At 50.1% G+C, this 17,626-nt stretch carries 18 protein-coding genes; 8 read left to right on the forward strand and 10 right to left on the reverse strand.

The window, feature by feature from the left end:
* The first annotated feature begins 74 nt into the window (after positions 1-74).
* Complete coding sequence (ppnP, locus tag ABEA14_RS00640) at positions 75-392, forward strand: pyrimidine/purine nucleoside phosphorylase (RefSeq protein ID WP_345337796.1); 318 nt, start codon at positions 75-77, stop codon at positions 390-392.
* Positions 393-525: 133 nt separating this feature from the next.
* On the opposite strand, the gene ABEA14_RS00645 is transcribed toward ppnP, so the two are convergent.
* The 9 genes from ABEA14_RS00645 to ABEA14_RS00685 form a co-directional block, all read right to left on the reverse strand.
* The gene (locus ABEA14_RS00645; protein ID WP_345337797.1) at positions 526-846 is read right to left on the reverse strand and encodes a hypothetical protein; all 321 of its coding nucleotides are present in this window, start codon (positions 844-846) and stop codon (positions 526-528) included.
* A 28-nt stretch (positions 847-874) separates the two neighbouring features.
* Positions 875-1,174, reverse strand: a complete 300-nt coding sequence (locus tag ABEA14_RS00650; RefSeq protein WP_345337798.1) for a YciI family protein — start codon at positions 1,172-1,174, stop codon at positions 875-877.
* A gap of 14 nt (positions 1,175-1,188) precedes the next feature.
* Positions 1,189-1,752, reverse strand: coding sequence for a septation protein A (locus ABEA14_RS00655; protein WP_345337799.1), 564 nt, complete (start codon positions 1,750-1,752; stop codon positions 1,189-1,191).
* Positions 1,753-1,918: 166 nt separating this feature from the next.
* A complete protein-coding gene (gene trpA, locus ABEA14_RS00660; RefSeq protein ID WP_345337800.1) occupies positions 1,919-2,731 on the reverse strand; it encodes a tryptophan synthase subunit alpha in 813 nt (270 codons plus the stop codon).
* 1 nt (position 2,732) lies between these two features.
* A complete protein-coding gene (gene trpB / locus ABEA14_RS00665) occupies positions 2,733-3,923 on the reverse strand; it encodes a tryptophan synthase subunit beta (RefSeq protein WP_345337801.1) in 1,191 nt (396 codons plus the stop codon).
* A gap of 8 nt (positions 3,924-3,931) precedes the next feature.
* Positions 3,932-5,308 carry a bifunctional indole-3-glycerol-phosphate synthase TrpC/phosphoribosylanthranilate isomerase TrpF gene (gene trpCF / locus ABEA14_RS00670; protein ID WP_345337802.1) on the reverse strand — a complete coding sequence of 459 codons (1,377 nt, stop codon included), beginning with the start codon at positions 5,306-5,308 and terminating at the stop codon, positions 3,932-3,934.
* Positions 5,305-6,318 carry an anthranilate phosphoribosyltransferase gene (trpD, locus tag ABEA14_RS00675; RefSeq protein WP_345337803.1) on the reverse strand — a complete coding sequence of 338 codons (1,014 nt, stop codon included), beginning with the start codon at positions 6,316-6,318 and terminating at the stop codon, positions 5,305-5,307. Before trpD ends, trpCF begins: the two co-directional genes overlap by 4 nt.
* A gap of 7 nt (positions 6,319-6,325) precedes the next feature.
* The gene (locus tag ABEA14_RS00680) at positions 6,326-6,955 is read right to left on the reverse strand and encodes an aminodeoxychorismate/anthranilate synthase component II (RefSeq protein ID WP_345337804.1); all 630 of its coding nucleotides are present in this window, start codon (positions 6,953-6,955) and stop codon (positions 6,326-6,328) included.
* A complete protein-coding gene (locus ABEA14_RS00685; RefSeq protein ID WP_345337805.1) occupies positions 6,948-8,561 on the reverse strand; it encodes an anthranilate synthase component 1 in 1,614 nt (537 codons plus the stop codon). Before ABEA14_RS00685 ends, ABEA14_RS00680 begins: the two co-directional genes overlap by 8 nt.
* A 457-nt stretch (positions 8,562-9,018) precedes the next feature.
* Here ABEA14_RS00685 and rnm point away from each other — a divergent pair, with 457 nt between their 5' ends.
* Genes rnm through rluB form a run of 5 tightly spaced genes read left to right on the forward strand, consistent with a single transcriptional unit; the run spans position 9,019 to position 12,802 of the window.
* Positions 9,019-9,861, forward strand: a complete 843-nt coding sequence (rnm, locus tag ABEA14_RS00690) for an RNase RNM (protein ID WP_345337816.1) — start codon at positions 9,019-9,021, stop codon at positions 9,859-9,861.
* Positions 9,862-9,884: 23 nt separating this feature from the next.
* Positions 9,885-10,505 carry an L-threonylcarbamoyladenylate synthase gene (locus ABEA14_RS00695; protein WP_345337806.1) on the forward strand — a complete coding sequence of 207 codons (621 nt, stop codon included), beginning with the start codon at positions 9,885-9,887 and terminating at the stop codon, positions 10,503-10,505.
* On the forward strand, positions 10,505-11,350 hold the full coding sequence (locus ABEA14_RS00700; RefSeq protein ID WP_345337807.1) for a segregation and condensation protein A: 846 nt from the start codon (positions 10,505-10,507) through the stop codon (positions 11,348-11,350). Before ABEA14_RS00695 ends, ABEA14_RS00700 begins: the two co-directional genes overlap by 1 nt.
* Positions 11,343-11,948 carry an SMC-Scp complex subunit ScpB gene (gene scpB, locus ABEA14_RS00705; RefSeq protein ID WP_345337808.1) on the forward strand — a complete coding sequence of 202 codons (606 nt, stop codon included), beginning with the start codon at positions 11,343-11,345 and terminating at the stop codon, positions 11,946-11,948. The genes ABEA14_RS00700 and scpB overlap by 8 nt, the downstream gene beginning before the upstream one ends.
* Entirely contained in the window at positions 11,945-12,802 is an 858-nt protein-coding gene (rluB, locus tag ABEA14_RS00710; RefSeq protein WP_345337809.1) for a 23S rRNA pseudouridine(2605) synthase RluB, read from the forward strand. Before scpB ends, rluB begins: the two co-directional genes overlap by 4 nt.
* A gap of 67 nt (positions 12,803-12,869) precedes the next feature.
* On the opposite strand, the gene ABEA14_RS00715 is transcribed toward rluB, so the two are convergent.
* On the reverse strand, positions 12,870-13,613 hold the full coding sequence (locus ABEA14_RS00715) for a YciK family oxidoreductase (protein ID WP_345337810.1): 744 nt from the start codon (positions 13,611-13,613) through the stop codon (positions 12,870-12,872).
* Positions 13,614-13,859: 246 nt separating this feature from the next.
* On the opposite strand from ABEA14_RS00715, the gene ABEA14_RS00720 reads away from it, so the two are divergent.
* Both ABEA14_RS00720 and sohB read left to right on the forward strand, forming a co-directional pair.
* Entirely contained in the window at positions 13,860-16,304 is a 2,445-nt protein-coding gene (locus tag ABEA14_RS00720) for a VolA/Pla-1 family phospholipase (RefSeq protein WP_345337811.1), read from the forward strand.
* A gap of 126 nt (positions 16,305-16,430) precedes the next feature.
* Positions 16,431-17,480 carry a protease SohB gene (sohB, locus tag ABEA14_RS00725; RefSeq protein ID WP_345337812.1) on the forward strand — a complete coding sequence of 350 codons (1,050 nt, stop codon included), beginning with the start codon at positions 16,431-16,433 and terminating at the stop codon, positions 17,478-17,480.
* Positions 17,481-17,626: the final 146 nt, after the last annotated feature.

Here is a 17,626-nt window from a genome sequence, read left to right on the forward strand (position 1 = left end):
TCCGCTTTCTCTTGTGCGCGCTGTATGCCAACATACCTGGCCAAAACTACCAATAATTAGAGAAGGATATCCACGTGGAGAAGTTTGAAAACGTTTCGGTGACCACCAAAGCCAATGTTTATTTTGACGGCAAGGTGACCAGCCGTGCTGTCACCTTTGCTAATGGCTCATCTAAAACACTTGGCATTATGCTACCAGGGGAATACGAGTTTGGTACCGATAAGCCAGAATTGATGGAAATTACGGCGGGTGTAATGGATGTTTTGCTGCCGGGTCAGAGCGAGTGGCTGCGTGTAGTAGGTGGAGAGTCCTTTAACGTACCTGGCAATGCCAAGTTCCAGCTGAAAGTGTCTGAATTGACGGACTATATCTGCAGTTTTCTGGATGAATAACTAGAGCAATCCTGTAATAAAAAAGAGCGGCTTATGCCGCTCTTTTGTTGCTGTTTAACCGAGGCATCAGACTGCTACCAGTCTTAAACTATTCACAATCGCGTATTTAAAACGAGTTGGAGCTGATTTGTTTTTAGTAGCTCTCAAAAATAACAATCACATTTCGCCCTTTAAACGACGGTGATTGTCTAACTTTGTCAGCAAGCTCTTCAACTTGCTTATGAACATCGTTGTTGCCGCCGATGTAAAAATCAACCCGTTTTCCTTCAGCTTCAATGCTATTTACCAAGTCAATTGCTTCAGTAATCGTAAGGACTTGGCCGTTAATCTCAATAGCATTACTTGATTGATACTTCGCAAAGACGTTTGTGCCGGCCTTTTGAGGGCCTGTGCTTTTGTACCAAAATATGCCCGCTAGTATTCCGACGAGCAGAATAATCACAGCAGATTTCATAACAATCCTTTCTGGTAACTACTTCTTTTTATGGCAAAACCTTTTTAAAAGGCTTCACAACCACACTTTGATACACGCCAGCGTCTACGTATGGGTCAGCATCCGCCCAGGCCTGTGCCGCTTCCAAAGACGCGAATTCAGCGATAACTGTTGAGCCGGTAAAACCTGCTTCGCCAGGATCTTCACTATCAATGGCTGGGTTAGGGCCTGCAACCAGCAAACGACCTTGGGCTTTTAGCTCTTCCAGGCGAGCCAGGTGAGCGGGGCGTGCTTGTTTTCTCAATGGCAGGCTATTTTCGACATCCTGTGAAAAAATCAGGTACCACATAGTGTCCATTCCTCTTATTCGTTGTCTTCTTTTGCCGTAGCGGCTTGTTGTTCTTTAGGCAGGTGTTTGTAAAGGTAAACCCCTGTAATGAGTGTTGCGCCCAGAGTAAGTCCCAGTAGACCGAACACTTTGAAATTGACCCAGGTTTCCTGCGACATGTAAAACGCGACATAGATATTGGCCAGCCCACATGCAAGAAAGAACAGTGCCCAGCCCATGTTAATTCGCGCCCAAACAGTTTCGGGCAATATTAGTTCTTTGCCCAGCATCTGTTTGATTAGCGGTTTTTTAAATGGATACTGACTGATAAACAGCGCCGCAAAAAACAGCACGTTGACTACTGTCACTTTCCATTTGATAAAGGCGTCATCTCGCAGAAACAGCGTCAGTCCACCAAACACGGTCACCAATGCAAATGTGATTAGATGCATCTTCTCCAATTTACGGTGTTTAAACCAACCGTATGCCAACTGTAGCCCGGTAGTGATGATCAGAGAGCCGGTCGCCCAGTAGATATCCTTCAGCTTATAGAACGCAAAAAAGACAATTAAAGGCAGAAAATCAACAAATTGTTTCATCTAGCAGCTTGCCTGGTGATGATGGTGGTGAATGAAAGACCATAGACTAATAAAGGTTAGTTTGGCGCTGAACGGGTGCAAGGGTCAATGTTGAACTAAGAGATAAAAGTAACCGGGTATAAACCCGGTTACTTTCTTACATCAAACGAAGCGCTCTTTTCAGGGCTCAACCCTTAGTCGTGGCAGCCTTCATCCCGCTGATAAAGCGGTGCATCTCTGCCAGTAAACGCTCTGAGTCATCGACATATTGCTCAATGATTTTTACTACTGCAGAGCCAGAAATTGCGCCAGCTGCGCCTGCGTCAATGGCTTCTTTAACCTGTGCTGGTTCACTGATGCCAAATCCTAACAGGGCAGGCGGTGCATCATGTTTGTTCAGTGCTTCAAGCAGGGTATCCACAGGCATTTCCGCTTTGGTTTCTGCACCGGTTACCCCTGCGCGAGACAACAGGTAGGTGTAACCACGACCGTACTCTGCAACCTTGCTGATGGTGGCGTCGTCAGCATTGGGGGGTGCGATAAAGATGGCGTCAACACCAAACTTGTCAGCGGCTGTTCTGAACGGAGTACTTTCGTGGCTGGGTACATCCGCAACCAATACTGAATCTACACCTGCTTCCGCGCAGCGTTGATAGAACTGTTCGACGCCATTGGCGTACACCAGGTTGGCATATACCAGCAGACCAATGGGTACTGTCGGATACTTTTCGCGAACCACGCTGAGCATCTCAAAACAGACTGTTGGGTTGATACCGCTATTGAGCGCTCTAACAGTAGCGCCCTGAATCGTTGGGCCGTCAGCAATCGGGTCAGAAAATGGAATTCCGAGTTCTAGTGCGTCTGCACCTGCGTCCACCAAAGTATCGATGATTGACAGGCTTAGCTCACGGTCAGGATCGCCGATGGTAACGAAAGGAACAAAAGCGCCTTGTTGTTTGCCTTCTAACTCTGCAAACATTTGTTGATAACGCGTACTCATCTTATAGCGCTCCTTTCTTTTCCAAAATGTCTGCGACAGTAAAGATATCCTTGTCGCCTCGACCTGACAGGTTCACGATCAGGGTTTGCTCTTTCTCTGGATTGTCGTAAGCCATCTTTAGCGCATAGGCGAGGGCATGAGACGACTCCAGTGCGGGGATAATGCCTTCGTGACGAGCCAACTGCTGGAACGCTTCAAGGGCTTCGTCATCACTGGCCCAGACATAAGTGCCACGTCCGGTGGCTTTCAAGTGCGCATGTTGTGGGCCCACCGATGGGAAATCCAGACCAGCTGAAACTGAGTAAGATTCTTCCACCTGGCCAAACTCGTCCTGCATCAGGTAGGAGCGCATGCCGAAGAAGATCCCCTCTTTACCGTGTTGCAGCGGTGCACCGTGCTCTTCGGTATCGATACCTTTACCTGCCGGTTCGACACCGATTAGGGCGACATCTTTCTCATCAATGAAGTCCGCAAACATTCCGATAGCGTTTGAACCGCCGCCAACACAGGCGATAACAGCGTCAGGCAGTACGCCCTCTTTTTCGATGATCTGACGTTTCGCCTCTTCACCGATCATGCGCTGAAACTCACGTACCACAGTGGGGAATGGGTGTGGCCCTGCAGCGGTACCTAGCAGGTAATGGGCGGTTTTGTAACTGCCAGCCCAGTCCCGCAGCGCTTCGTTACAGGCATCTTTCAAAGTGGAGGAGCCGCTGGTCACAGGGATCACTTCCGCGCCCATCAATTTCATTCTGAAGACGTTAGGCTTCTGGCGTTCAATATCTACTGCGCCCATGTAAACACGGCATTTCAGACCGAGCAGGGCGCAGGCTAGCGCTGTTGCTACACCGTGCTGACCTGCACCGGTTTCGGCGATAATCTCGTGTTTGCCCATGTGTTTGGCCAATAGTGCCTGTCCCAATACCTGGTTGGTTTTATGGGCACCACCATGAAGAAGATCTTCACGTTTCAGATAGATTTTTGTTTTGGTGTCGGACGCCAGGTTACGGCACTTGGTGAGTGGCGTCGGACGGCCTGCGTATTCGGTCAGCAGTTCGGAGAACTCCTTTTGAAACGCTGGGTCTTTTTGTGCAGCGATAAATTCCTGCTCAAACTGTTTGAGGGCAGGTACCAGCAACTCAGGGACAAACATGCCGCCAAAGTCACCGAAATATGGGTTTAATTCGCTCATTTTTGTTCCTAATAACTTCTTAATACTTGTTTAAGCTGGGCCAGCTTCACGGCGCTTTTTTCACCCGGTGCGGTTTCTACGCCCGAATTAAAGTCGAGGCCGTGGGTGCCTACTTTCAATGCTTTCTCAGCATTTTCCGGCGCCAGGCCGCCCGCTAACATCAGTGTGCTTTTTTCCGAGGCTTGCTCCAGCAAGGCCCAATCAAATCGACGCCCAACACCGCCATAACTGGCGTCATGATAGGTATCTACTAAATGACGATCGACCGGCCAACTGCCGAAATCTGGCAGCGCATCGGCAATACGGTGTGCTTTCCAGATTTCAGTGCCCTCCGGTAGTAAGGCGCGAATAGCTTGGATATCTTGTTCTGTTTCATCACCGTGCAGTTGCACGGCTCTTAGATTCAGGGCTTTGGCTTTTTCTGCCACAGATTCAGCTGGCTCGTTAACAAAAACACCCACGTAGTTGAGGCCTTTTACATCAGCTATCTGTTTGGCCATATCGTCAGAAACATAACGAGGTGACTTGGGGTAAAAGATCAAACCGCCGTATATGGCACCACTTTGGCTGACCAGCTCAGCCTGTGCCGGGCAGGTCAGGCCACATACTTTATGGTGGCCAAATAGCAGTTTGCGACAGGCGAGATCGACATCTGGTTGAGACATCAGTGAGCTGCCGACCAGGAAGCCATCAACAAACTGAGACAGGTGACGAACTTCGCTGTTGTGATAGATGCCTGACTCTGAGATCACCAATCGATCACTAGGTACCTGAGGTGCAAACTCCTCGGTTTTGCTCAGTGAGATGCTGAGATCCCGAAGGTTACGATTGTTAATGCCGATGACTTTACTGCCCAAGGCAATGGCGCGGTCCATCTCTTCCTGGTTCGATACTTCGGTCAATACATCAATTTGCAGGGAATCAGCGACTTGATGCAGCGCTTTGTACTCTTCGTCGTCGAGCACTGACAGCATCAGCAGCACCGCATCTGAGCCATATAAGCGACCCAGATAAATCTGGTAAGGGTCGACGATAAAGTCTTTATGTAATACAGGTTGTGTCACCTGATCGCGAACCTGCTTGAGGTAGTCCAGCTTGCCCTGAAAATACTTAGTGTCTGTGAGCACTGAAATGGCAGCTGCGTATTTAGTGTATACCGACGCGATATAGTCCAATTCGAACTCGGGGCGAATCAGACCTTTAGACGGAGATGCTTTTTTGCATTCCAGAATGAAGCCCGCATTGGGTTCTGACAACGCGTCAAAGAAACTGCGGTCAGAAGGCTCCAGTTGATCGATAAAACCGTCTAGCGGACGTTCTTGCTTGAGCGATACCAGCAGTTCGCGTTTGTCTTTGACGATACGATCGAGCACTGTCTCGCTCATGCTTGTTCCTCTGTATTACTTTGCTTTGCTAAACCTTCAGCGATTGCCAACGGTGCTGCACTGTCCATTGCGGTGATCGCCAGTTGTACGCCTTGTTTTAAATCTGTCGCTAGGCCACTGACATAGAGCAGGGCACCGACATTGGCTGCAACCGCACTGCGTTGTGCTTCAGTGCCTTGGCCAGACAGTATTGCGCGTGTGATCACTGCGTTTTCTTCCGGCGTTCCGCCTTTCAATGCTTCAAGCGGGTGCTCAGATAAACCAAAAGATTCTGGTGTTAGCTCATAATGCTTGATCCCTTCCGGGCTGACTTCAGCCACCTGCGTTGGACCATGCAGGGCGATCTCATCTAAACCACTGCCATGTACCACCATGGCTTTGCTGACACCGAGGAATTTCAGGGCTTCTGCGATAGGCGTAACCAGCTCCGGTGAATACACACCTAACACCATAAAATCAGGTTGGGCCGGATTAATCAGCGGGCCAAGCACGTTAAAGATTGTGCGAGTCGCCAGTGCTTTGCGGACCGGCATTGCATGGCGAATACCACCGTGATATTGAGGTGCGAAAATAAAGCAACAACCCACGTCATCCAAGCAGCGTTTGGCGGTGGCTGGGCTCATCGCCAGGTTAACGCCAAGGCGCTCGAGCAGGTCCGCAGAGCCTGATTTGGAAGAGACCGAGCGGTTGCCGTGTTTGCAGACTTTTAATCCACAAGCCGCAGCGACAAAAACACTGGTCGTAGAGATATTGATGGTGTGGTGGCCATCACCACCAGTGCCGACGATATCCGCAATAGGGTAATCTAGCGCAGGAAACGCGACCGCTGCCGTTCTGAGCGCATCTGCCGCACCGGCAATCTCTTCCGGCGTTTCACCTTTGATTTTCAAAGCGGTGAGTAGTGATGAAATCACTACGGGGTCCATCTCACCCCGAATAATCTCGCCAAATAGTTCAGCGGCCTGTTCGCGAGTTAAATCCTGCTGTTGATAGAGTGATTCAAGCATCATGATCTCCTTATGCCGCTTTGTTTACTGGTTGGCTGGCCCACGCAAGGCTCTGCGTCAATAGCTGGGCGCCGTCGGTGGTCAGGATAGATTCTGGGTGAAACTGGAATCCCAACACCTTGTTTTCGGCATCCATAACAGCCATCGGCAGCGACTGGTAGTCTGCGATAACAGCTAAGCCTTCAACTCGCGTGGCCGCCAAAGAGTGGTAGCGGGCAACCGGGAGAGGCTGTTGCAGGCCGGTAAACATTTGGTCGCCTATATGGCTGATCGCCGATGACTTACCATGAAGGATTTCACCCGCTGAGCCAACTTCTCCACCGTAATACTGAACGATGGCCTGATGACCCAGACAGATCCCCATAATAGGGAACACACCTTTACATAATCCGATCAGTTCAAGCATGCAGCCGGCTTGTGTAGGGTTACCTGGTCCCGGAGACAGCACCAGAATCACATCGTTACCCTGTGCTTGATGGGCCTGCATTTTGTCAAAGATAAGCAGGGCATCGAGGTTGTTGCGATAGATGACCACCGGATGGTCGAGCGCGCGAAACTGATCTACCAGGTTGTAAGTAAACGAGTCGAAGTTATCGAGCAAAAAGATGGTTGCTTTGTCAGTGCTGTTTAGCTTATCCATGGTTAGCTCCCTGCTCGAACTGTTGATTTAGCTTTTTGTTGGCTGCGCTGATGGCTGAAATCACTGCTTGGGCTTTGTTTCGAGTTTCATCTGCTTCTGCTTGCGGCAGGGAATCAAATACGACGCCTGCGCCGGCTTGAATTGTCGCCTGTCCGTCGCGGACAAACGCGCTACGGATAACGATGCAGGTATCCATATCGCCTTTACCGTTGAGATAACCCACTGCTCCGCCATAGCTGCCGCGGCGCTTGCCTTCGATATCACGAATCAGCTGGGCAGCGCGAATTTTTGGTGCGCCAACCAGGGTGCCCATGTTCATGCAGGCCTGATAGGCGTGCAGCGCATCGAGGTCTTGCCGTAGTTCACCAACCACACGACTTACCAGGTGCATGACGTGGCTGTAGCGGTCAACCTTAAGGAGTTCGGCTACATGACGACTGGCAGGGGAGGCAATACGGGCGATGTCGTTTCGGGCTAGGTCAACTAGCATGATGTGCTCTGCAAGCTCTTTTTTGTCCAGCCGCAACTCAAGCTCATTGCGACTGTCGAGGTCGCGATTGATCGTGCCATTTGGGTTAAAGCCACGACGGCGGGTACCGGCGATAGGGTAAACTTCAACCTGACGATCGGATTGGCCATACTTGAGGGCACTTTCTGGCGATGCGCCAAACAGGACGAAATCTTCGTCGTTGACATAGAACATGTATGGGCTGGGGTTGCTGGCCTTGAGTTCTCGGTACGCTAACAGGCTATCCGGACAGTCGATGTGGAAGCTACGCGAGGGCACAACCTGGAATATATCGCCGCAGTGAATATTGCCTTTGAGTTGTTCTACGTACTTGCAGAAGGTTTCGTCATCGGTGTCTGTCGTGACTTCCAATGAAGCCGGTTTCAGCTCTTTTGCAGATAACTGGTCCGGGGAGAAGCTGCTCAGAGTGTCGACCAGCTCCTCCAGGCGGCGGGTTTTCAGGTAAAACTGCTCGCTGGCGGATTCGCCACCAAAAACACAGCCTGAGATTTTGGTATCGTTAGTTTGATGGTCAATCACCAGCAGTGTTTCAGCCAGATAAAACAGAAAGTCAGGGCAGTTATTGTCGCCTTCCTCTACGTCGGGTAGAGGTTCGAAGTTGGCGATCAGATCGTAGGCAAATGTGCCGCCGAGGAAGATAGCGTCGTCGTTATCCCCTCGGGTTTTCAGCTGGTTTACCGCACACCTAAGTGCTTCGAGTGGTGACAGCGCTTTAAGGCGCTCCTCTTCATCAAGAATCTCGCCTACCACAGGAAAGTTCAGTGTGGCTGTTAATTCGTTTCGAGAGACGTCGACGGTTCCAGGCAGCGCGCCGATAAGTGCTGATAGGGCGTTTTCACCGTTATCGGTCAGCGCGCTCACTGTCACCTTATGGCCTTTACAGCTTATTTTCAGCGCTGCATCCAATAACAACAATGATTTAAGGTTGGCTTTGCTATCGACCTCGGCAGACTCGAGTAAGAGTGTTTGTTTACGTTCACCATGCTCAGTGAGCAACTCGTACAGCGCTAATGGATCGGCGATATATGGCGCTTTGCTGGTAAGCGCTTCGACTTCGCCGAGAGCTAGATGACTCATGCTGTTTCCCTGCTAAATTCAAATAAAACTGTTCTAAACTGGCCGCTATTTCATCCGCTTGACCGATTGAGCGACCCCAAACTATACAGCGCTTTGCTTAGGCTGCAATCTGAACCTGCCTGGGCGGGCCAGTTTATGAAATTTCAGACATCGCCGCTTTCATACATCCATGTATACGCGGCATACCGTTCCTCCTGAACACAAAAAAACCCGCTCTTAAGGCGGGTTCTTATGTTTCATTCAGATATAGAAAGCCGAAACACAACCCGCTATGGGAAGTGCCACCACCACACAGTGTTGATCTTAGCGATCTGGTTGATGTTGAGGCTTGAAAGCATCTATATCTCTCCTAAAACAGTGCGCTCAAGCATGCAACGTGAAATCTATGGTGTCAACCCTCACATGGAGTGTGAGATAATAAGTCGAATACGATTCACGGTTTTGACCCAAGAAGGGCCTGTTGATTTACGACCTCCATAGCCACAGTACAGCTTCTGACGGCATGCTTTCTCCCGAACAATTGGTGAAAAGGGCGGTAGAACGACGTGTCGACGTTCTTGCGCTGACGGATCATGACACCACGGCGGGTTTGCAGGCGGGTTGGCAGGCAATTGCTGCGGATGACCTGCCACTTACACTGATTTCAGGGGTTGAAATCAGTTGTTCATGGGAAGGGATGGAGATCCATATTGTTGGGTTAGGTTTTGATGAACAGCACCCAACTATTAGAGCCTTGCTTGATGCGCAGGCCGAACGACGGCGGGTGAGAGCGGAAGGTATCGCCGCCAAACTTGAAAAAATAGGTATTCACTCTGCGCTGGAGAAAGCGCAAGCATTAGCCGAAGGTGGCGCAGTAACACGCGCGCATTTTGCGCGAGTGCTTAAAGCTGATGGTGTGGTCGACAAGCTTGATACCGCATTTAAGAAGTACCTGCGTAAGGGTAAACGTGCCTACGTATCACCTGGTTGGTGTTCCATTGAACAAGCGATTGAAGCTATTCAGGGGGCCGGTGGTGTAGCTGTCGTCGCGCATCCAACTAAGTATCAGATTAGTTGGAAGTGGGTGCGCAAGTTGCTTGAAAGTTTTGCTGGTTGGGGCGGCGATGCGGTTGAAGTGGCCATGACCCAACAGATGCCCAATGAAAAACGCAAACTTGCTGATCTTGCAGTTGAATTTGGCCTGTTAGCCTCACAAGGCTCAGATTTTCACTACCCTGAAAGTTGGGTAGAGTTAGGAAAAAATTTGTGGTTGCCCAGTGGTATTGATCCGATTTGGCAACGCTGGGAAGCCCAGAAATAAACGTATAAGGAAGCCGTTAAGGTATGAGTCAGTTTTTCTATGTGCATCCGGAAAACCCACAGAGCCGATTGATTAACCAGGCTGTGGCAATGATCCGTCAGGGCGGCGTTATCGCGTATCCGACAGATTCCGGTTACGCCTTAGGTTGCCACATAGGCGACAAGTCGGCATTGGAGCGTATTTGTCGCATAAGGCAGATCGATAAAGAGCATAATTTCACCCTTATTTGCCGGGACCTGTCTGAGTTGTCTCTGTATGCGCGGGTCGATAACAGTGTCTATCGCTTGCTGAAGAACAACACGCCTGGGCCTTACACCTTCATCCTCAAGGGGACCAAAGAGGTGCCACGCCGTTTGTTAAATGCAAAACGTAAGACCATCGGTTTGCGGGTGCCAGAACATGTAATAACTCAATCGCTGCTTGAAGCGTTGGGTGAGCCAATTATGTCCACTTCGCTGATTTTGCCGGGCAATGATGTTGCAGAGTCGGATCCAGAAGAGATCCGCGATCGCCTGGAACATCAGTTGGACCTGGTTATCCACGGTGGCTATCTGGGTGAGACACCCACAACCGTTATCGACATTTCCGATGACCAGGTGGAAATTCTTCGTGTCGGTGCTGGTGATCCCGCGCCATTCAGCTGATGAGTGAACAGCCCACTTCTCAAGAAGAGCAAACAACACAGACACCGGTGCAGCAGCAACTGCCACTGGCGACAGTGCGTGGAGAAGCGGTTACTGAAGTACCGATAGATCTCTATATTCCCCCTGAAGCGCTGGAGGTATTTCTCGAAGCGTTTGAAGGCCCCTTGGACCTGCTGCTTTACCTCATCAAGCGGAAAAAGGTGGATATTCTTGACCTGCCGTTGGCAGAGATCACTGCGCAGTACATCGAATATATCGAGCTGATGAAGGATCTGAAGCTTGAATTGGCAGCTGATTATCTGGTGATGGCGGCGTTTCTTACTGAAGTTAAATCACGATTACTCCTGCCTGTAAGAGCATCTGATGAAGACGATGAAGAAGACCCCAGAGCCGCACTTATTCGAAGGCTGCAGGAATATGAGCGATTTAAGCTGGCAGCACAGGAGATAGATCAGCTGCCACGTGAAGAGCGCGATTATTATCGAGCTGGCGCTGATGCTCATGAAGCTGCGGCTCCTGTCAAAGTTGAACCTGAAGTCTCGATGGGGGAGCTATTGCTGGCGCTATCTCATGTGATGAAGCGTGCCAGTGCGTTTGAGCACCACCAGATACAACGTGAGGCGCTCAGTACAAGAGAGCGCATGAGTCAGGTGCTGGAAAGGGTTAGCAGCGATAAATTTACCCCGTTTGAAACACTCTTCGATGTAGAAGAGGGACGAGCTGGGGTCGTGGTGACCTTTCTGGCTATTTTAGAACTGGTAAAAGAATCACTTTTACAGCTTGTGCAAAACGACGCGTTTGAGTCTATCCATGTTAAAGCCCGTGAAGAGGTAGCTGATGCGTAAAATTAACGACGAACAGCTCAAGCAACTGATTGAAGCAGCGTTGTTTGTTGCTGATAAGCCGTTAACGCAAAAAGCGCTGATGGAAACGGTTTTAGTTGAATTTCAGGTTTCACCAAAACGCGTGAAAGCAGTGCTGACAGAGCTGGAGGCAGATTATGCGCCTCGTGGCATTAATTTAGTTGAAGTGGCCAGTGGTTGGCGCTTTCAGTCAGCTGAAGTGATCAGCCCATGGTTGGGTCATTTATGGCCAGAGCGCACCCCTCGCTATTCGCGTGCTTTGATGGAGACACTGGCGTTGATTGCCTATCGCCAGCCCATTACGCGTTCTGAAATTGAAGCCGTGAGAGGGGTCACGGTCAGCAGCAATATCGTCAGAACATTATCTGAAAGACAGTGGATTAAAGTGGTGGGGCATAAAGAAGTACCGGGAAGGCCGGCGCTTTATGCAACAACAAAGCAGTTTTTGGACTACTTTGGATTGAAATCACTTGAAGAGTTGCCGGCGCTTGAGGAGAATCCGCTCTCCGATCAGCCCGTTGATGCAGAAGCACTATCTGAATTGACACCGCCTAACCAAGAAGAGGTTACTGAGGCATGAGTGAAAAGTTGCAAAAAGTCCTGGCCAGAGCGGGATTAGGTTCCCGAAGAGAAGTAGAGCAGTGGATCGCTGCGGGCCGGGTCAGTGTCAACGGTCAGATCGTCTCGTTGGGCGTACGTGTCGAAAGTGATGACAAGATCCGTGTCGATGGTAAACCGGTTCGCACAGCCGCAGCGGAAGAGGCCACATGTCGTGTGATCATGTACCACAAGACCGAAGGAGAGGTGTGTACACGCAACGATCCTGAAAACCGCCGAACCGTATTTGATAACCTTCCGCGAGTAAGCGCTGGCCGTTGGATCGGTGTAGGGCGTTTGGACCTTAACACCAGCGGACTGATGCTGTTTACCAATGATGGTGAATTGGCGAACCGCTTAATGCACCCAAGCTTCCAGATCGAGCGCGAGTATGCGGTAAGAGTATTTGGAGATGTGCAGGAAGGACACGTCAAAGCGCTGAAAAAAGGCGTGATGCTGGAAGATGGCCCTGCCAAATTTGATAATATCGTGCAGCGTGGCGGCGAAGGCATTAACCACTGGTTTTACGTGACCCTAAGTGAAGGGCGAAACCGCGAAGTGCGCCGCTTATGGGAAAGCCAGGAGCTTCAGGTTAGCCGCCTTATCCGTGTTCGTTATGGCTCTCTGTCCCTGCCTAGAGACCTATCGCAGGGTACCTGGCGTGAGCTTTCCTTGGATGAAGTGAACTACCTGCGTGAACAAGTGCAATTGCCACATGAAGATCGCAGTAAGCCGTCAGTGAAGTCACGGATTGGTGAGCAGGAACGTTTGCGTCGGGTGAGACGAAGCGTGTCTAAGCATCGCTCGCAGGCTCATCGTCGAGTGCGTCGTCGTTAAACGTGTTGATATCTGCATTAAGAAGGGCGCCATTTGGCGCCCTTCTTACATGCTAATGACTAAATCACTATTTCGGCTGCGCATCTATGGATTGGCCGCGTACTTCTTTCGATTCTGGCCCCATTAAGTACAGATATACCGGCATTAGGTCGAGTGGAGTCTTCAGCTTGCTTGCATCTTCGGCAGGGTATGCGGAGGCTCGCATACCGGTTCTTGTAGCGCCTGGGTTGATGGCGTTGACACGAACGGACGTGTTGCTCATTTCATCTGCGAGGATCTCCATCATTCCCTCGGTGGCAAACTTAGAGACCGAATAGCTTCCCCAATAGGCACGACCCTTTTTGCCAACTCCAGAGCTGGTAAAGATCAACGCAGCATCTTCCGCCTTTTTCAGCTGCGGGAGTAGGGCTTTGGTCATCATCATCTGGGCGGTGACGTTGACTTTTAATACCTTATCCCAGCTTTCCAAATCTATCTGCTCGAAAGGGCTGAGTACGCCCAACATGCCTGCGTTATGAAGCACACCATCTAATCGGCCAAACTGCTCATCGATGGTGGTCGCCATGTCTGAATAGTTTTGCTCGGTAGCTCCCAGCATATCCAGTGGCACGATGGCGGGCTCGGGAGCGCCAGCTTCTACAATCATGTCGTAGGTTTGTTCGAGCTTTTTCACTGTTTTACCAAGCAGGATCACGGTGGCGCCATGGTTTGCGTAGGTGAGAGCTGCTTGACGCCCTATGCCATCGCCTGCGCCAGTCACCAGAATGACTCGGTTTTTTAGGAGGTGTTGTGGTGCTTGATAGTCCTGCATATTTAGCTTTCCGGTAGAGATTGTCTCAAGGGAGTTGCGGCGGCATTTTACCTGCGTAAAACCGTGGTAGCGACCTTTTTGCGAAAATGGGATCTCAGTAACATTAAACAGGTGTTTAATGTAGCGAATTTGTAACTCTTACGTTACCTTACAGACTGGTACGAGCAGATCGACCCAGGCACTGGTCTGCCGAAACCTCGCTTAAAAATCGAGCCATAACTATAAAAAAGGAGCTTGGGGAGAAGCATGAAAAAACTACTATTAACGCTGGCCGTGACGTCAGCGCTGGGCCTAACCGCCTGTGATGATGAGTCACTGGATGATGCCCGCAAAGAGGCAGAACAAAACCCTGTCATTGAAATTTCCACGATTGCATACGATCCATCAAACGGCGTTTTACCAGTTCCCAACGATTTGCTTGCCTCCGGAACCACGGACGGCACGCTAAATATTCCTGTAGCCGATCCAACTGACTACAGTAATCCTCAGGTTGCTATCAATGGCTTGGATGGCTGGAGTATGAGCCACCCCATGAGCATTGATGTACTGACTGCCGATGGTGTGGACATTGATGAGGCTTCGGCGGCTGCCCCAGGCGCAGTTCGTATTTTCGAAACTATTTTCGGAAGTCCACTGGCACCACCAGAATGCGCAGAAGTACCAACAGGAGCTGCCTGTATGGTTGTCGCTGAACTGCAGTTTGGTGTCGACTTCATCACGCAAGCGAATGGCGATGCCATCGCCATTGTGCCGCTGCGACCTCTTAAGCCCGCGACTGGCTATATGGTGACCACGACCACCGCGTTGATGGATACTGAATCTCGCCCGGTCTATGCATCGTCAACTTATAGCTTGGTAAAGCAGGATATCAATGAGAAACCACTGGGCACTGAATCTCAGCTGGCGCTGCAAGGCGCTGTAAACAGTTACGAAGCCGCGATGGCAGCCTTTGGTGTGGATCCTGAAACCATTACCTACACAGGTGCAATGACGACTCAGTCAATTGCAGACGTTTCTGCGCTGAACCGTTTGAGTATGATTGCAGATCCTGCGACGACTCCGGTCTTGATGCCACCGACAGACACTATGATGACGGTAGCTGATTTGCTGGCTGCCCAAGGGATTACAGATCCTAATACGCTGGCGGTTGCATCCACAGCTTTACTGCATAGCTCAACGCTGACCAACGTGCCGTACTATCTTGAATATCCTGGTCTGGAAAACTGCGACCTAACTGAGCTGGCGACCACGCAAGCCTGTGATGGTATCAACTCTCGCTGGATGGCTGCTGGGGACAGTCCTGTAACTATTCTTGGTGCCGTTGAATCCGGCGCTCTGCCACCAGAAGCAGTGGCTGCCAGTTGTCCTGATGCGGATCTGACTAACCCAGCTACCTTGGTGGGTTGTGAGATTTTAGGCACTGATGGAAATCCAATTATGTTGGATGCTGAGCGCCACTTGACCAAGTTTAATCCGTTGGCTAAACCAACCACCTTGCAAACGTTGGAAGTGTTAGTGACGATTCCTGATACTTCCGACGCGGCCAATGGTGTCCGTACAGCATTGGGCTTGCCGACGATTTCTGCGACACCTGCGGCAGGTTGGCCAGTGGTGATCTTTGGGCACGGCCTTGGTGGAGCAAAAGACCAAAATGTAGCTATCGCAGGCATGTTTGCCGCGCAAGGCATTGCGATGCTCTCAATCGACGCGCCTTTGCATGGTTCCCGTGGTTGGGATGCCAATATGGACGGTGTATATGAAATCAGCGCAAGCCAAGGCATGATAGCGCTGGATCCTGTCACTTATGCAAATGCCAGTCTGTTGGTTTACGTTAAGCTCGATAACTTGCTGACAACCCGCGACAACTTCCGTCAAAGCATAAATGATCATCTGGCGCTGAGAATGGGGATTAATTCGTTGGCGCAGGCTGCGCCAGGCGTATTTGATGCCAGCAAGGTTTCTATCAGTGGTATTTCACTCGGCGGCATTAATACGGTTATGACTGCCGCTGTAGGCAATCTGCCGTTGGTTGATCCAACCTCTGGTACTGAACTACCACCTTATTATGCGTTTAATGTTGTGGCGCCTAACGTTCCGACTCAAGGCTTGGCGGGTGTATTTGCCTACTCAGAGAGCTTTGGGCCTATCGTTGAGGCTGGCTTAACATCAACAGATACCTTTATGGAAGTGTTGTCAGAGGCAACAGGCTTATCGATCGAAGAACTTGAAGCGTTACAAGCTAACGACCCTGAGCAGTATCAGGCATTGGTTGATGCTGTTTATCCTGCATTCCTTTCAGAGTTTGTGTTTGCAGCGCAAACTGTGGTCGATTCCAGTGACCCTGTTGGTTATGCTAGTTTGTTAGCCGCTCAGGATGTACCTCTGTACCTAGCTGAAGTGATTGGTGATACGGTACTGCCGAACGATAACTCAGCGTTTGGGCTGCCACTGTCCGGCACCGAGCCGCTTATTCGTACACTTGGACTGGCGGGCGTTGATAGCACTGTGGCCGGCGACCCCTATGTACGAGGTGCCGTACGATTTGTGGACTCTGCACACAGCTCGTTGCTTGATCCTACAGTCAATGCTGCAACGACACTAGAGATGCAAACCCAATTGGCTGTTTATATTGCCAGTGGCGGCGCGACCATTCTGGTGACGAACGACTCAGTTGTGCAACCTGTGATGTAATTTGTAACCAGCGTTTAAAAATAGAGGCCCGGCATTAGCCGGGCCTTTTTCTATTTGGTATCTTGCTGTTTTGGCTCAACGTTGGAGCCACATCTGATAAACGATGAAAGGTAAAAAAGGAAGTCGATGGAATTTCTCTACGAATATGGTCTGTTTCTCGCGAAGGCGGTGACCTTAGTTGTTGCAATCGTTCTGACCGTGGCAGGCGTTGTGGCTGCGGCGGCAGCAAGCAAAGGTAAAGACAAAAAAGGACATTTGGATATCTCTAACCTGAGCGAGCAGATCAAACAGCAGCTTCACGATATCCAACATAAGGTGCTATCCAAGCCTGCGTTGAAGGCGTTGGAAAAAGAGCAGAAGCAAGCAGAAAAGGAAGCGAAGAAAGCTGAGAAATCAGGAGAGCACAAGGAAAAGAAACGCACGTATGTCATCGATTTTAAAGGCAGTATGGATGCCAGAGAAGTAGAAGCATTGCGAGAGGAAATCAGTGCCGTCTTATCTATCGCTAATAAAGAGCAGGATGAACTGCTGGTGCGCTTGGAAAGTCCCGGCGGCATGGTTCATGGCTACGGCTTGGCGGCTTCTCAGCTGACTCGCGTGCGCGATTCTGGCCTCAGTATGACCATTGCTGTAGATAAAGTTGCAGCCAGCGGGGGCTACATGATGGCCTGTGTGGGTGACAAGATTCTTGCTGCACCGTTTTCTATTATCGGTTCCATTGGGGTTGTTGCGCAGATGCCTAACTTCAATAAGCTGTTGAAAAAGAATGACATCGAGTTTGAGCAGCATACGGCTGGCGAATTCAAACGTACGCTAACCATGTTTGGTGAAAACGACGATAAAGCTCGTGAGAAATTTAAAGATGATTTGGAAGAAATTCATGGTCGCTTCAAGTCATTTATCACAGAATACCGTGCCGACCTTGATATCGAGAAGGTAGCCACAGGTGAGCATTGGCTCGGAGCACAGGCCAAAGAGCTGGGTTTGGTTGATGAAATCGGTACGTCAGATGATTACCTGTTGAATGCTGTGAATGAAAGTGATCGTGAAGTATTTAAGGTCAAGTTTGCCACCAAAAAGAAGTTGGCGGAGAAATTGTCTCAAGGAGTGTCGCTATGCGCTGATGGTTTACTTAACCGCTTAACTGGAAGAGCAAACGAAAGTAAGTTCAGTTGAGTCTTGTCGACCCTCACTTTATGTAAAAAAAGCCTGGTATCTGCCAGGCTTTTTTGAATCCATTGTCCCGTCCTGAAATAGGTTTACACATTGGAGACCTATGATGGAAAAGCTAGTTTCTTCAAACAGAAAGCGTACTCAGCGCG

The sequence above is a fragment of the Corallincola platygyrae genome (assembly GCF_039544265.1).
Classification (GTDB): Bacteria; Pseudomonadota; Gammaproteobacteria; order Enterobacterales; family Neiellaceae; genus Corallincola; species Corallincola platygyrae.